The organism is Streptomyces sp. G7(2002) (assembly GCF_028870195.1).
In the GTDB taxonomy this organism is placed as follows: domain Bacteria; phylum Actinomycetota; class Actinomycetes; order Streptomycetales; family Streptomycetaceae; genus Streptomyces; species Streptomyces nigrescens.
This window is the reverse complement of record NZ_CP102609.1, coordinates 5,356,289-5,370,323: the sequence shown is the minus strand read 5'-3', so window position 1 is coordinate 5,370,323 and position 14,035 is coordinate 5,356,289. Positions and strand designations below refer to the sequence as shown.

The window sequence follows — 14,035 nt, the reverse complement described above, 5'->3', positions numbered from 1 at the left end:
GGACACCGTCTCACGAGCGCCAGTCGAGCGGGACCGCCTTGTCACGGTCCCACGGAATCTCCCAGCCCGCGTAGTGCAGGATCCGGTCGATGACTCCGGCCGTAAACCCCCAGACCAGGGCGTTCTCGACAAGGAACGCAGGACCGATGTGGCCGCTGGGATGGCGGGTTGTCACGCGATGGGCCGGGTTCGTGAGATCCGCCACGGGAACCGTGAACACCCGGGCGGTCTCCGCCTGGTCGACCGCGCCGACCGGGCTCGGCCGGCGCCACCACCCCAGGACGGGCGTCACCACGAAGCCGCTGACGGGGATGTAGAGCCGCGGCAGGACGGCGAAAACCTGCACACCGGAGGGGTCGAGGCCGGTCTCCTCCTGGGCCTCGCGCAGCGCCGCCCGTACCGGACCGGAACCCTCCGGGTCGCCGTCCTCCGGGTCGAGGGCGCCACCGGGGAAGGAGGGCTGGCCGGCGTGTGAGCGAAGGGTGCCGGCGCGCTCCATCAGGAGCAGCTCGGGGCCGCGGGGGCCGTGGCCGAAGAGGATCAGCACCGCGGACTGCCGGCCACCGCTCTCGGGCGGCAGAAAGCGGCTGAGCTGGGGCGGCTCGATGGTGGCGGCCACCTGGGCCACCGGGTCCAGCCACTCGGGCAGGCCCTCGGCCGTGACCGTCGCCTCCCGGCCGGACGCCGGCTCTCCGGCGTCCGCCTCCTTGCCGTACTGCTGCTCCCGTGCACTCCTCATACGCGCCCCCTCAGGCCTGGCGTCGATCGTCGGTCACCTCTGGGCGGGCGGTCGTCAGGAAGCGGCCACCGGGGGCGCCATCGGCGGCGCGGGCTGTCCCGGATAGTCGGCCGGGGGCTTCAGCCGCTGCCCCGGCTGGCCGCCCAGCTCGTACTTCAGCAGCTTCTTGGCCTTCTCCGGGTCCGTCTCGCCCTCGCCGTACGCGGGGCACAGCGGGGCGATGGCGCAGGCTCCGCAGGCGGGCTTGCGGGAGTGGCAGACGCGGCGGCCGTGGAAGACGACCCGGTGCGAGAGCATCGTCCACTCGCTCTTGGGGAAGATCTCGGCGACATCCGCCTCGACCTTCTCGGCATCCTCCGCGGTGGTCCAGCCGAAGCGGCGCGCCAGACGGCCGAAGTGGGTGTCGACGGTGATGCCCGGGACACCGAAGGCGTTGCCCAGCACCACATTCGCGGTCTTGCGGCCGACCCCGGGGAGGGTGACGAGGTCCTCCAGGCGGCCCGGCACCTCGCCGCCGAAACGGTCGCGGAGCGCCGCCGACAGGCCGATCAGCGACTTCGTCTTGGCCCGGAAGAAACCGGTCGGCCGGATCAGCTCCTCCAGCTTCTCCGGGGGCATCGCCGCCATGTCCTCGGGCGTCGGGCAGACCGCGAAGAGGCGCGGAGTGGTCTGGTTGACCCTCAGGTCGGTGGTCTGCGCGGACAGGACCGTCGCGACCAGGAGCTCGAAGGGGTTGGTGAAGTCCAGCTCGGGGTGGGCGTACGGATACAGCTCGGCCAGCTCACGGTTGATCCGGCGGGCCCGCCGCACCATGGCGACCCGGGACTCGGGCTTGCGCGCGGCGGCCTTCTTGGCGGGGGCCTGCCCGGCGGCCGTCTTTGCGGTCTTCTTCGCCGTGGCCTTCTTCGCCGTCGCCTGCTTGGCCGGGGCGGTCTTCCTGGCGGCCGTCTTCTTGGCGGGGGCCTGCTCGGTGGCCGCGGTGGACTTCTTGGTGACGGCCTTCTTCGCGGCAGCCGTCTTCGTGACGGCCTTCTTGGCCGCCGCCGGCTTCTCGGGGGTTGCGTTCACGGAGCGGCCTTCTTCCCTGCCGAGGTCTTGCCTGCCGGAGTCTTCCTCGCGGCGGTCTGCACGGTCGTGTCCTGCGCCGACGGGCGCGACGCGCCGGATTTCCGGACGGGCGGCTTCCGGTGGGGCGTCACCCCGGAGAGCGATTTGTTACTTTTATCCGAATCCGGTGTGCGGCCGGACGGCTGTTCGCCCACAGCGGAATCACGCCCTGCGCTCACTCGTCCGGCCCCCCAGTCCTCTGCTCTCACCGGCGTATTGGACACTCGGCCAGACTAAGGCCAGCCACTGACATCCGGCTTGATCGCTGTGAATCCTGACCCCAATCGGCCCCCTGCCTTATGGCTCGGGGCACCGGTCCGGCAAACTTGTGATTGATCGCACTGTTTTGCATTCCGGCATGATGGGGACCACAGTCCCCCGGAGCATGTCGACAAGGAGAGATCTCGTGGACGACGTTCTGCGGCGCGCACCGCTCTTCGCGGCGCTCGATGACGAGCAGGCGGCCGAGCTGCGCGCCTCTATGGGAGAGGTCACGCTCGCCCGCGGCGACGCCCTGTTCCACGAAGGGGACCCCGGCGACCGCCTGTACGTGGTCACCGAGGGCAAGGTGAAGCTGCACCGCACTTCCCCCGACGGGCGGGAGAACATGCTCGCCGTCCTCGGCCCGGGAGAGCTGATCGGTGAGCTCTCGCTCTTCGACCCCGGCCCCCGTACGGCCACGGCTTCCGCCCTCACCGAGGTAAAGCTCCTCGGCCTGGGCCACGGCGACCTCCAGCCCTGGCTGAACGCCCGCCCCGAGGTGGCCACGGCCCTGCTGCGTGCGGTCGCCCGCCGACTGCGCAAGACCAACGACCAGATGTCCGACCTGGTCTTCTCGGACGTACCGGGCCGCGTGGCACGCGCCCTGCTCGACCTGTCGCGCCGCTTCGGCGTGCAGTCCGAGGAAGGCATCCACGTCGTCCACGACCTGACGCAGGAAGAGCTGGCCCAGCTGGTCGGCGCCTCCCGCGAGACGGTCAACAAGGCGCTGGCGGACTTCGCGGGCCGCGGCTGGCTGCGCCTGGAGGCGCGCGCTGTGATCCTGCTGGACGTCGAGCGGCTGGCCAAGCGCTCGCGCTGACCGGCTCGCAGACAGCCTGGAAGGGCCCCGCTCCGGCGGGGCCCTTCGTCATGGCCGCGCGGGCCCGGCGGAGGCCCCATGGCCCCGCGGGCCCGTAAATGGCTCGCCGGACCGCCGGCGGCCTCGCCATGGTGACGCCATGACCCACGGCACCGGACTGGACCGCGACGGCTGCTTCCTGCGGGAGGGGTCCCTGGACCGGGTGTCCGCGCAGTTCGCGCCCGTCGTGGCGGAGCTGGGCGCGCGGCTCGGCGACCACTTCGGCCCCGGCCGGCTGCACAGCAGCTATCTCTACGGCAGCATCCCGCGCGGCACCGCCGTCCCCGGCACCTCCGACCTCGATGCGCTGCTCGCCCTGCGTCAGGAGCCCACCGAGGCGGACCGGGCCGCCGCCCGCGCCGTCGAGGACGGCCTCGATGCGGCCTTCCCCCAGGTCAACGGCGTCGGAATCCTGCTGGTCGGTGTGGACCAGGTGATGAGCGAGCCGGAGCGGTACGACCTGGCGTGGTTCGTCGCCTGTCTGTGCACCCCGCTCAGCGGTCCCGATCTCGCCGCTCGGCTGCCCCGCTACCGCCCCACCTCGCTCCTCGCCCGCGAGACCAACGGCGACCTCTTCCGCGGCCTGCCCGGTCTGCGCGCGAAGGCCGCGGCGGCCACCACGGAAGCCGAGCGCACCCGGCTGACCCGGGGTGTGGCGCGCCGGCTCGTCCGTACCGGATTCACCCTGGTCATGCCGCGCTGGGGCGGCTGGACGAGCGATCTCACCGAGTCCGCCGAGGTGTTCGGCCGCTATTACCCGGCGCACGCCGGCCAGATGCGCGCCGCGGCCCGCGCCGCCCGGACGCCCGCCGCGTACCCGCAGCTGCTGGACGAGCTGCTTTCCGGCCTCGCCCCCTGGCTGGCCGACGAATATCTGGCCGTCCACGGGGCGAAGGCTCCCCGCCCGTAGGCGCGCTGACGGGGCCTCTCGGCGACTGCGAGGGCCGGCCCCGAGGAATCGCCCCGGGGCGGCCCGCCGGCCGGTCCGCGCCGCCGTCAGTCCTCGATCAGCCCGTGCTCGCCCAGATAGTCCAGCTGCGCCCGTACCGACAGCTCGGCGGCCGGCCACAGGGAGCGGTCCACATCGGCGTACACGCTCGCGACGACCTCGGCGGGCGTGCGATGGCCGGCCTCGACCGCGGTCTCCACCTGGGCGAGCCGGTGCGCCCGGTGCGCCAGATAGAACTCCACCGCCCCCTGGGCGTCGTTCAGCACCGGCCCGTGGCCCGGCAGGACCGTCGCGACCCCGTCGTCGACCGTGAGGGAGCGCAGCCGGCGCAGCGAGTCCAGATAGTCGCCCAGCCGGCCGTCGGGGTGCGCGACCACGGTGGTGCCGCGCCCCAGGATCGTGTCGCCGGTGAGCACCGCGCGGTCGGCCGGGAGATGGAAGGAGAGCGAGTCCGCGGTGTGGCCCGGGGTGGGCACCACCCGCAGTTCCAGGCCTCCGGTGGTGATGACATCGCCCGCGTCGAGCCCCTCGTCGCCCAGGCGCAGCGCCGGATCCAGCGCCCGTACGGACGAGCCGGTCAGCTCGGCGAAGCGGGCGGCGCCGTCGGAGTGGTCCGGGTGACCGTGGGTCAGCAAGGTCAGCGCGATGCGCTTGCCGGCCCGCTCGGCGGTCTCGATGACGGCGCGGAGATGGGTCTCGTCGAGCGGCCCGGGGTCGATGACGACGGCGAGGTCGGAGTCCGGCTCGGCGACGATCCAGGTGTTGGTGCCGTCCAGCGTCATCGGCGAGGGGTTCGGGGCCAGTACGCACTGGGCGCGCGCGGTCGCGGGCCCCGAGATCACTCCGCCGCGGGGCTGACCGGGGAGGGCGGCTGCATCGGTCATGTGGGGGTCCCTCCCGAGGGGCCGGCGCCGTCCGTGGACCCGTCGGGCTCGCCGCCCCCAGGGGCACCGGTACCGGCGTCCGTCTGTGTGATGTGCTTGGTGAACTCATCGTGCCCCGGCCAGCTCAGCTCGATCTCGCCGCCCACGAGGCGGGCCCGGGCCAGCACCGGCGTCAGGTCCTGGGCCTCCGCGGCGGCCAGCGCGTCGGCGGCGGTGGCGTACGGCTGGAGCCCGCGCAGGGTCGCGATGGTCGGCGGCATCATCAGCAGCTCACCACGGTCATAGCCGGCCGCGGCCGCCGCCGGCCGGATCCACACCGTACGGTCCGCCTCCGTGGAAGCGTTCCGGGTGCGCTGGCCCTCGGGCAGCGCGGCGACGAAGAACCAGGTGTCGTAGCGCCGCGGTTCGAACTCCGGGGTGATCCAGCGGGCCCAGGCGCCCAGCAGATCGGAGCGCAGCACCAGACCGCGCCGGCCCAGGAAGTCGGCGAAGGACAGCTCATGGGCGACCAGGGCGGCGCGGTCCGCCTCCCAGTCCTCGCCCGTGGTGTCCGCGACGACCGTGTCGGCCGAGGCACCGGCGAGCAGCACCCCCGCCTCCTCGAACGTCTCGCGGACCGCCGCACAGACGATGGTCTGCGCGGTGGCCGGGTCGACACCCATACGGACCGCCCACTGGGCGCGGGACGGGCCGGCCCAGGCCACCGGCCGCTCGTCACGGGGATCGACGGACCCGCCCGGATAGGCGTACGCGCCTCCGGCGAAGGCCATGGAGGCGCGTCTGCGCAGCATGTGGACGGCGGGGCCGCCGGAGTCGGAGTCCCGCAGCAGCAGGACGGTCGCGGCCCGCCGGGGCTCGGCGGGGGTCAGCTCGCCGTTCGCGAGCGCCCGGATACGGTCCGGCCACTCCGGCGGGTACCACTGGCCATTGGTCGTGGACGACATGGCCGGATGCTATGCGCTCGCGCGCGGATGTTCGAGGGCCTCTTTCGCGCCGGAGGGCCCCTGCTGACGAGGGGCCCTCCGGCACACGGCACGCACTACGGGTGCCGGCGTTCCTACGGGTGCCTATTCGGCGATCTCGACCTGGATCTCGACCTCGACCGGCGCGTCGAGCGGCAGCACCGCCACGCCCACCGCGGACCGGGCGTGCACGCCCTTGTCGCCGAGGATCTCGCCCAGCAGCTCGCTGGCGCCGTTGAGGACACCCGGCTGGCCGGTGAAGTCCGGCGCGGAGGCCACGAAGCCGACGACCTTCACGACCCGCTGGATCCTGTCGAGGTCGCCGATGACGGACTTCACGGCGGCCAGCGCGTTGAGCGCGCAGGTCGCGGCGAGTTCCTGGGCCCGCTCCGGGCTGACCTCGGCGCCGACCTTGCCGGTGGCCGGCAGCGCGCCGTCCACCATCGGCAGCTGGCCGGAGGTGTACACATAGGCGCCGGAGCGCACCGCGGGCTGGTAGGTGGCCAGCGGCGGCACGACCTGCGGCAGCTTGAGGCCGAGCGCCGCGATCTTTTCCTCCGCCGCGCTCACGCCTGCTTCTCCCGCTTCAGGTAGGCCACCAACTGCTCGGGGTTGTTCGGGCCCGGAACGACCTGGACCAGCTCCCAGCCGTCCTCGCCCCAGGTGTCCAGAATCTGCTTCGTCGCGTGCACGAGCAGCGGCACGGTCGCGTATTCCCACTTGGTCATGGGCCGAGCGTAATGCCTGTCCACGGCCGCCGCGGACCCCGTCCGCCACAGCCCGCCCGTACCCGTCCCGGACGGCGTTCAACGGCCCGGCCGCCGGGCCCCTAGGGAGCATCCCCGACCCGCCCCGGAGGGATCAGGGGCAGATATCCGGGGCTTCCCAGGCGTATCCCGTGCGTAGCCGGGACGCGGACTGGTTAGGCTCCTTGGCGTGAGCAGGCTCCATGTCGTCAGCGGCAAGGGCGGCACCGGCAAGACCACGGTCGCCGCTGCCCTCGCCCTCGCCCTGGCCACCGAGGGGCGCCGTACCCTCCTGGTCGAGGTCGAGGGCCGACAGGGCATTGCCCAGTTGTTCGAGACCGAAGCGCTTCCTTACGAGGAACGCAAGATCGCGGTGGGTCCCGCATCGGAAGGGGCCTCACCGTGGGGTTCGCCCCGCGCGGAATCCGGTGGGGACTCCGCGCGCGGCAGTGGCGGGAGACGGGCGGGCGGCGAGGTCCACGCCCTCGCCATCGATGCCGAACGCGCCCTCCTGGACTACCTCCAGATGTTCTACAAGCTGGGCAGCGCGGGCCGGGCGCTGAAGAAGCTCGGCGCCATCGACTTCGCCACGACCATCGCGCCGGGCCTGCGGGACGTCCTGCTGACCGGCAAGGCGTGCGAGGCGGTGCGCCGCAAGGACAAGAACGGCAAGTTCGTCTACGACGCGGTCGTGATGGACGCCCCGCCGACCGGCCGCATCACCCGCTTCCTGAACGTCAATGACGAGGTGGCCGGTCTGGCGAAGATCGGCCCGATCCACAATCAGGCACAGGCCGTGATGCGGGTCCTCAAGTCGCCCGAGACCGCGGTGCATCTGGTGACGCTCCTGGAGGAGATGCCCGTCCAGGAGACCGCCGACGGGGTCGAGGAGCTGCGCGCCGCCGGCATCCCCGTGGGCGGCATCGTCATCAACATGACCCGCCCGGCGCTGCTGGACAACGGCGATCTCGACATCGCCGCCCGTGGCGCCCGTGCGGGCGTCGCCAAGGCGCTCTCCCAGGCCGGTCTGGGCGGCGCCCGCCGCGGCGGCCTGGCCGACCGGCTGATCGACCCCCTGCTGGAGCAGGCACGCGAACACGCCGAGCGGGTCGAGCTGGAGCGCGCCGAGCACGCCGAGCTGACCGCCATCGGCCTGCCCACCTACGAGTTGGAGCTGCTCCCCGAGGGAGTGGACCTCGCCGGGCTCTACCACCTGGCGAGAGACCTGCGGAAACAGGGGCCCATATGACCTCGGACACCACGACGCTGGACGCCTCGGCCCCGCGGCTCGAGGTCGATGCGCTGATCGACGACCCGCACACCCGCATCGTGGTGTGCTGCGGTTCGGGCGGCGTCGGCAAGACCACGACCGCCGCGGCGCTGGGTGTGCGTGCCGCCGAGCGCGGCCGCAAGGTCGTCGTGCTCACCATCGACCCGGCCCGGCGGCTGGCGCAGTCCATGGGCATCTCCGAGCTCGACAACGTCCCGCGTCAGGTCAAGGACGTCGACGAGAGCGCGGGCGGCGAACTGCACGCGATGATGCTGGACATGAAGCGCACCTTCGACGAGATCGTCGAGGGCCATGCGGACGCCGACCGGGCCCGCGCGATCCTGGAGAACCCCTTCTACCAGTCCCTGTCGGCCGGTTTCGCGGGCACACAGGAGTACATGGCCATGGAGAAGCTGGGCCAGCTCCGCGCGAACGACGAGTGGGACCTGATCATCGTCGACACCCCTCCGAGCCGCTCCGCACTGGACTTCCTGGACGCGCCCAAGCGCCTGGGCTCCTTCCTGGACGGCAAGTTCATCCGGGTGCTGATGGCACCGGCGAAGGTCGGCGGCCGGGCCGGCATGAAGTTCCTCAATGTCGGCATGTCGATGATGACCGGCACCCTCAGCAAGCTCATGGGCGGCCAACTGCTGCGCGATGTGCAGACGTTCGTGGCCGCGATGGACACCATGTTCGGCGGCTTCCGCACCCGCGCGGACGCCACCTACCGCCTGCTGCAGGCGCCCGGTACGGCATTTCTCGTGGTGGCCGCGCCGGAGCGGGACGCCCTGCGCGAGGCGGCGTACTTCGTCGAGCGGCTGGCCGCCGAGCAGATGCCGCTGGCCGGCCTGGTGCTGAACCGTGTGCACGGCAGCGGCGCCGCCCAACTGAGCGCCGAGCGCGCACTGGCCGCCGCCGAGGCCCTCACGGACCGCATGGCGGAGGACACGCATGCGGACGCCCCCGCGGACACCGAAGCGGAGGCGGAGTCGGCCCCGGAATCCGCGGCCGGTCCCGCCCCCGACCGCACAGAAAATAATCTTGAAGCCACCGGCATTGTGGATCTCGACGGCGGGAAGGCTGGATCACGTACCGCCGGCGGCCTCTCCCCCGCTGCCGCGGCGGAGCAAGTGACACCCACATCGGCCTCAGCGGCGCAACTGGCCGCCGGGCTGCTACGACTGCACGCAGAGCGTATGCAGGTCCTCGCTCGCGAACGGCGCACGCGGGACCGCTTCACCACGCTGCACCCCGAGGTTCCGGTGACGGAGGTCGCCGCGCTGCCCGGCGATGTCCATGACCTCGCAGGGCTGCGTGCCATCGGCGACCGCCTGGCGCTGAACCCCACGGACACCGAGGACCTCACGAACACCGACGACTGAGCCGTACGCACGGCCGGTTCAGCCATCCGCCCAGCGGCACGGCGCGGTTCACCACGCACCCGCCAGGCGTCTCACCATGTCTTCACGGGGCGCGCTGATCAGCGCGCCCGCCCCCCATCCATGCCTCCAACTCCGGTGGAAATCACCGTCACCGACGGCACGTTGCGTCTGCTGACCGATCAGACCGCGCCATCAACCGAACCTTCTCGGCCGACTTCTCCCGGCCGCTGCCCGCCGCTATCCCACCGCGGCCAACTCGTCGAAGGCGTCGTCGTCACAGTCCACCGGCAGAATGCCCGTGCTGCGCTCATATTCCGTACGCGCTGTCTCCAGCAGCCGGCGCCATGACGTCACGGTCGGGCGGCGACGCAGCAGCGCCCTCCGCTCGCGTTCGGTCATTCCGCCCCACACGCCGAACTCCACCCGGTTGTCCAGGGCGTCGGCCAGGCACTCCGTGCGCACCGGACATCCGGTGCACACCGCCTTGGCGCGGTTCTGCGCCGCCCCTTGAACGAACAGCTCATCCGGATCGGTGGTGCGGCACGCTGCCTGCGTACTCCAGTCGGTTACCCAGCCCATGCTGGCGCCGTCCTCTCCCGAATCGAGGCTCCCCCACGGCGGCAAGCGGCATATTCACCGTTGCCAGTTGAGGACGTTACGGAAGGCAGGCAGGGCGCAACACCCCCTTCGGGCCCAATCTTGGATGGCCCGAACGGACTATGCGTATGCGGCAGATCACCCAACGGAGTGACCGTGCGGCATACGTCACTTTGCGCACAAGGCAGGACAGTTCACCGTCCTGACACGGGGTTTTGCTCGACACCTGCGGGCACGTGGGGGCGCGTCCCGCGGGAAGTAGGGGTTGACGAACCGAGGCGTAACCGTTCGACTGTGGTAGCTGAGGACAGGCTAAACGAACACGTGCGCCCCTGTCCGGCGGATTGAGAACGTAGGCTGCCCTCATGCCTAAGAAGCGCGATGGCGGAGGTCTGTCCAAGACGCAGCAGGCCGCCAAGTTCCTCGGAGTCAGCGTCCTGGCCGGAGCGGTACTCGCCGGTCTTGCGCTCCCGGCGGCCGGGGCGCTCGGCCTGACCGCCAAGGGGTCGGTCGAGGGCTTCGACGACATCCCGGCGAACCTCAAGACGCCGCCGCTCAGTCAGCGGACCAGGATTCTGGACGCGAAGGGCGGCGAGATCGCCAAGGTCTACTCCCGTGACCGCACGGTCGTCGGCCTCAAGGACATGTCGCCGTACATCCGGCAGGCGATCGTCGCGATCGAGGACGCGCGCTTCTACGAGCACGGCGCCATCGACCTGAAGGGCATCCTGCGGGCGGTCAACAAGAACGCCCAGTCGGGCGGCGTCTCCGAGGGTGCCTCGACGCTGACCCAGCAGTATGTGAAGAACGTCTTCGTCGAAGAGGCAGGGGACAACGCGGACAAGGTGGCGCAGGCCACCCAGCAGACCCTCGGCCGCAAGGTCAAGGAGCTCAAGTACGCGATCCAGGTCGAGAAGGAACTCGGCAAGCGGAAGATCCTGCAGAACTACCTCAACATCACGTTCTTCGGGCAGCAGGCCTACGGCGTCGAGGCGGCCGCCCAGCGCTACTTCAGCAAGCACGCCAAGGACCTGAACCTGGAGGAGTCGGCGCTGCTGGCCGGAATCGTCCAGTCGCCCACCCGCTACGACCCGGTCAACGCCCCGCAGGAGGCCACCAAGCGGCGCAACACCGTCCTCCAGCGGATGGCCGATCTGAAGGACGTCACCCAGGCGCAGGCCGACGCGGCTGCCAAGAAGCCCATAAAGCTGGCGGTCAGCCGTCCCAAGAACGGCTGCATCACCGCCACCGACGGCGCCGGCTTCTTCTGCGACTACATCCGCAAGGTCTTCCTCAACGACAAGAACTTCGGCAAGAGCCGGAAGGTCCGCCTGCAACGCTGGGACGAGGGCGGTATGACCATCCGCACCACCCTCGATCCGCAGTCCCAGAAGTCGGTCCAGGCCTCGCTGAAGGACCATGTCTACGAGGACGACCCGGTCGCCGGTGCCGCCACCATCGTCGAGCCGGGCACCGGCAAGATCCTCGGCATGGGCCAGTCACGCCCGTACGGCTTCCGCGAGAACCAGACCGTGATCAACCTCTCGGTCGATCACGACATGGGCGGCGGCGCCGGCTACCAGCCCGGGTCGACCTTCAAGCCGGTGATCGCGGCGGCCGCGCTGGAGCAGGGGACGAATCCGGAGCAGGAGTACCCCTCGCCGTACCGGATGCCGTATCCGAGCCCGGTCCAGACCTGCGACGGCGAGTGGCAGGGCACCGACATGACGCAGAACGAGAACAAGGAAGAGGTCGGCCCGTACGCCATGAAGGAGGCGACCGCGAAATCGGTCAACACCTACTTCGTGCAGCTGATCAGCGACATCGGCATCTGCCCCGCGGTGAAGATGGCCCAGAAGATGGGCATCGAGCGGGCGGACGGCAAGCCGTTGCAGCAGGTCCCGTCGATGACGCTCGGCGTGCAGGAGATGTCGCCGCTGACCATGGCCGCCGGCTACGCCGCCTTCGCCAACGGCGGTGAGTACTGCTCCCCCGTCGCCATCGAGTCGATCACCGACGCACGGGGCCGGGCGCTGAAGGTCCCGCAGACCAGCTGCCGCAGCGCGATGTCCAAGAGGACCGCCGACACGATCAACACCCTCCTCAAGGGTGTCGTCGAGGACGGCACCGGCAAGGAAGCCGGTCTCCAGGGACGTGACAGCGCCGGCAAGACCGGTACCAGCGACAGCCGCTACGCCGCCTGGTTCGTCGGCTACACCCCGAACGCGGCCGGCGCGGTCTGGGTCGGCGACCCGCTGCACAAGCGCAAGATGTACGACATCAGCATCGGCGGGGTCCCGCACGACAAGGTCTACGGCGCCGACACCCCCGGCCCCATCTGGCGCGACGCGATGGCCGGTGCGCTCGCCGACCGGCCCGCGCCCGAGCTGCCCACCGTCCCGATCGCCGATCCGGCCAAGGACAGGGGCCACGGCGACGAGGGCGGCAAGGGCCGCGGCAAGCACAAGCCGGGCCGGGGCCACGGCGGCGACAACAAGCCGGGCGGCGGCTGGAGCATTCCGGGCTTCCCCGACATTCTGGGTGGCGGCAACGGCGGCTGGTAAGCGGCCGGTTGGCCCGTACGACAACGGCTGAGGGGCGCCCCCACCACGGGGGCGCCCCTCAGCCGTCCTTCAAAGACTCCGTCCGGCCGCTCAGCCGGCCAGCAGCTTCTTGACCACCGCGGCCACCCGGCCGCCCTCGGCGCGGCCCGCCACCTGCGGGTTGACGATCTTCATGACGGCGCCCATGGCCCGCGGCCCCTCGGCCCCGGCACCCTTGGCCTCCGCCACCGCCGCCGCGACCAGCTGCTCCAGCTCGTCGTCGGACAGCTGCTTGGGCAGGTAGTCGGCGAGCACCTCGCCCTCGGCGCGCTCCCGCTCGGCCTGCTCGGCACGGCCGCCCTTCTCGAAGGCCTCCGCGGCCTCGCGCCGCTTCTTCGCCTCCCGCGCGATGATCTTCTCGACCTCGCCGTCGGACAGCTCACGTGCCTCGGTGCCCGCGACCTCCTCCTTCTGGATCGCGGTCAGCGTGAGACGGAGGGTGGAGGAGCGCAGCTCGTCGCGCGCCTTGATCGCGACGGTGAGGTCGTCCTGCAGCTTGGACTTGAGCGTGGTCATGACGTCGAGTATGCCTCCCCCCACCGACACCTGCCGCGCCTTTTCCTCCCGGCCCGCCACACCCATCACCCCACGGGGCCGCTCCTCCGCTGCATCCACCCCGCTCACTCTGCGACGATGGGACGATGCGCGCGCGATACGGAGTACCCCTGACCCTGACCGCAGTCGGCGCGGCCGGCCTGGCCTACGCCGCCGGCTTCGAAGTCCGCTCGTTCCGCCTCCGGCGCGTCACCGTGCCCGTACTGCCCCGCGGTATGCGGCCGTTGCGCGTCCTGCAGGTCTCCGACATCCACATGGTCGGCGGGCAGCGCAAGAAGCAGCGCTGGCTGCAGTCGCTCGCCGGGCTGCGCCCCGACTTCGTCATCAACACGGGCGACAACCTCTCCGACCCCGAGGGCGTCCCCGAGACGCTGGACGCGCTCGGCCCGCTGATGGAGTTCCCCGGCGCGTACGTCTTCGGCTCCAACGACTACTACGGCCCCAAGCTCCGCAACCCTGCCCGCTACCTGATCGAGCGGGTCCAGGGCCGGCACGGCCTCAACGGCAACGCACCCGCCGTGGGCGTCGTCCACAACCCGTGGGAAGAGCTGCGGGACGCGTTCGACGCGGCCGGCTGGGTCGGCCTGTCCAATTCCCGCGGCCGGCTGAAGCTGGAGGGCATCGAGATCGCCCTGACCGGCCTGGACGACCCGCACATCAAGCGGGACCGCTACGCCGAGGTGGCCGGCGGCCCGGAATCCGGCGCCGATCTCTCCCTGGCCGTCGTGCACGCCCCCTACCTGCGCTCGCTGGACGCCTTCACCGCCGACGGCTATCCGCTGGTCCTGGCCGGCCACACCCACGGCGGCCAGCTCTGCATCCCCTTCTACGGTGCCCTCGTCACCAACTGCGACATCGACACCGACCGGGTGAAGGGCCTGTCCACCCACACCGCCGCAGGCCGCACCTCCTACCTCCATGTCTCGGCCGGCTGCGGCACCAACCGCTACACCCCCGTCCGCTTCGCCTGCCCCCCGGAGGCGACACTGCTGACGCTGACGGCGCGGGACTGAGAACGGCGCGGGACTGAGAGGGGCCCGGGGCGGGTCCGGGGGCTGAAACCCAAGAGTGTGAGGGCTCGGGCCGAGGATCGTGGGCTCGGGCCCGGGGCCTCGCGTGCC

At 71.4% G+C, this 14,035-nt stretch carries 14 protein-coding genes; 6 read left to right on the top strand and 8 right to left on the bottom strand.

What is annotated here, in order from left to right; translation table 11 throughout:
* Positions 1–10 precede the first annotated feature (10 nt).
* On the bottom strand, positions 11–739 hold the full coding sequence (locus NUT86_RS22800; protein WP_018089966.1) for an NUDIX hydrolase: 729 nt from the start codon (positions 737–739) through the stop codon (positions 11–13).
* Positions 740–793: 54 nt separating this feature from the next.
* Positions 794–1,807, bottom strand: coding sequence for an endonuclease III (gene nth, locus NUT86_RS22795; RefSeq protein ID WP_274737368.1), 1,014 nt, complete (start codon positions 1,805–1,807; stop codon positions 794–796).
* A 445-nt stretch (positions 1,808–2,252) separates the two neighbouring features.
* Here nth and NUT86_RS22790 point away from each other — a divergent pair, with 445 nt between their 5' ends.
* Both NUT86_RS22790 and NUT86_RS22785 read left to right on the top strand, forming a co-directional pair.
* Positions 2,253–2,927, top strand: coding sequence for a Crp/Fnr family transcriptional regulator (locus NUT86_RS22790; RefSeq protein ID WP_006604164.1), 675 nt, complete (start codon positions 2,253–2,255; stop codon positions 2,925–2,927).
* Positions 2,928–3,066: 139 nt separating this feature from the next.
* The gene (locus NUT86_RS22785; RefSeq protein WP_274737363.1) at positions 3,067–3,876 is read left to right on the top strand and encodes a nucleotidyltransferase; all 810 of its coding nucleotides are present in this window, start codon (positions 3,067–3,069) and stop codon (positions 3,874–3,876) included.
* An 86-nt stretch (positions 3,877–3,962) separates the two neighbouring features.
* Here NUT86_RS22785 and NUT86_RS22780 read toward each other — a convergent pair whose 3' ends face one another.
* From NUT86_RS22780 to NUT86_RS22765, 4 genes are all read right to left on the bottom strand, one after another.
* A complete protein-coding gene (locus NUT86_RS22780) occupies positions 3,963–4,799 on the bottom strand; it encodes an MBL fold metallo-hydrolase (RefSeq protein WP_109891411.1) in 837 nt (278 codons plus the stop codon).
* Positions 4,796–5,743, bottom strand: a complete 948-nt coding sequence (locus NUT86_RS22775) for an NUDIX hydrolase (RefSeq protein ID WP_018089962.1) — start codon at positions 5,741–5,743, stop codon at positions 4,796–4,798. The genes NUT86_RS22780 and NUT86_RS22775 overlap by 4 nt, the downstream gene beginning before the upstream one ends.
* 123 nt (positions 5,744–5,866) lie before the next feature.
* Entirely contained in the window at positions 5,867–6,331 is a 465-nt protein-coding gene (locus NUT86_RS22770; RefSeq protein WP_148589799.1) for a RidA family protein, read from the bottom strand.
* Entirely contained in the window at positions 6,328–6,489 is a 162-nt protein-coding gene (locus NUT86_RS22765) for a DUF4177 domain-containing protein (protein ID WP_003975360.1), read from the bottom strand. Before NUT86_RS22765 ends, NUT86_RS22770 begins: the two co-directional genes overlap by 4 nt.
* A 208-nt stretch (positions 6,490–6,697) precedes the next feature.
* Here NUT86_RS22765 and NUT86_RS22760 point away from each other — a divergent pair, with 208 nt between their 5' ends.
* Together NUT86_RS22760 and NUT86_RS22755 are read left to right on the top strand one after the other, a co-directional pair.
* A complete protein-coding gene (locus NUT86_RS22760) occupies positions 6,698–7,756 on the top strand; it encodes an ArsA-related P-loop ATPase (RefSeq protein WP_018089960.1) in 1,059 nt (352 codons plus the stop codon).
* Entirely contained in the window at positions 7,753–9,159 is a 1,407-nt protein-coding gene (locus tag NUT86_RS22755) for an ArsA family ATPase (protein WP_018089959.1), read from the top strand. The genes NUT86_RS22760 and NUT86_RS22755 overlap by 4 nt, the downstream gene beginning before the upstream one ends.
* A gap of 237 nt (positions 9,160–9,396) precedes the next feature.
* Here NUT86_RS22755 and NUT86_RS22750 read toward each other — a convergent pair whose 3' ends face one another.
* The gene (locus NUT86_RS22750; protein ID WP_018089958.1) at positions 9,397–9,738 is read right to left on the bottom strand and encodes a WhiB family transcriptional regulator; all 342 of its coding nucleotides are present in this window, start codon (positions 9,736–9,738) and stop codon (positions 9,397–9,399) included.
* A gap of 383 nt (positions 9,739–10,121) precedes the next feature.
* Between NUT86_RS22750 and NUT86_RS22745 the strand changes: the two genes are divergently transcribed.
* The gene (locus NUT86_RS22745) at positions 10,122–12,320 is read left to right on the top strand and encodes a transglycosylase domain-containing protein (protein WP_274737353.1); all 2,199 of its coding nucleotides are present in this window, start codon (positions 10,122–10,124) and stop codon (positions 12,318–12,320) included.
* 90 nt (positions 12,321–12,410) lie between these two features.
* Here the strand turns inward: NUT86_RS22745 and NUT86_RS22740 are convergent, their stop codons facing one another.
* The gene (locus tag NUT86_RS22740) at positions 12,411–12,875 is read right to left on the bottom strand and encodes a GatB/YqeY domain-containing protein (protein WP_018089956.1); all 465 of its coding nucleotides are present in this window, start codon (positions 12,873–12,875) and stop codon (positions 12,411–12,413) included.
* Positions 12,876–13,000: 125 nt separating this feature from the next.
* Between NUT86_RS22740 and NUT86_RS22735 the strand changes: the two genes are divergently transcribed.
* Positions 13,001–13,927 carry a metallophosphoesterase gene (locus NUT86_RS22735; protein ID WP_018089955.1) on the top strand — a complete coding sequence of 309 codons (927 nt, stop codon included), beginning with the start codon at positions 13,001–13,003 and terminating at the stop codon, positions 13,925–13,927.
* Positions 13,928–14,035: the final 108 nt, after the last annotated feature.

What these genes read in the sequence shown, in the direction of transcription:
- NUT86_RS22800 (WP_018089966.1), bottom strand. Translation starts at nt 739, where the DNA reads ATGAGGAGTGCACGGGAGCAGCAGTACGGCAAGGAGGCGGACGCCGGA.
- NUT86_RS22785 (WP_274737363.1), top strand. Translation starts at nt 3,067, where the DNA reads ATGACCCACGGCACCGGACTGGACCGCGACGGCTGCTTCCTGCGGGAG.
- NUT86_RS22780 (WP_109891411.1), bottom strand. Translation starts at nt 4,799, where the DNA reads ATGACCGATGCAGCCGCCCTCCCCGGTCAGCCCCGCGGCGGAGTGATC.
- NUT86_RS22775 (WP_018089962.1), bottom strand. Translation starts at nt 5,743, where the DNA reads ATGTCGTCCACGACCAATGGCCAGTGGTACCCGCCGGAGTGGCCGGAC.
- NUT86_RS22765 (WP_003975360.1), bottom strand. Translation starts at nt 6,489, where the DNA reads ATGACCAAGTGGGAATACGCGACCGTGCCGCTGCTCGTGCACGCGACG.
- NUT86_RS22755 (WP_018089959.1), top strand. Translation starts at nt 7,753, where the DNA reads ATGACCTCGGACACCACGACGCTGGACGCCTCGGCCCCGCGGCTCGAG.
- NUT86_RS22750 (WP_018089958.1), bottom strand. Translation starts at nt 9,738, where the DNA reads ATGGGCTGGGTAACCGACTGGAGTACGCAGGCAGCGTGCCGCACCACC.
- NUT86_RS22745 (WP_274737353.1), top strand. Translation starts at nt 10,122, where the DNA reads ATGCCTAAGAAGCGCGATGGCGGAGGTCTGTCCAAGACGCAGCAGGCC.
- NUT86_RS22740 (WP_018089956.1), bottom strand. Translation starts at nt 12,875, where the DNA reads ATGACCACGCTCAAGTCCAAGCTGCAGGACGACCTCACCGTCGCGATC.
- NUT86_RS22735 (WP_018089955.1), top strand. Translation starts at nt 13,001, where the DNA reads ATGCGCGCGCGATACGGAGTACCCCTGACCCTGACCGCAGTCGGCGCG.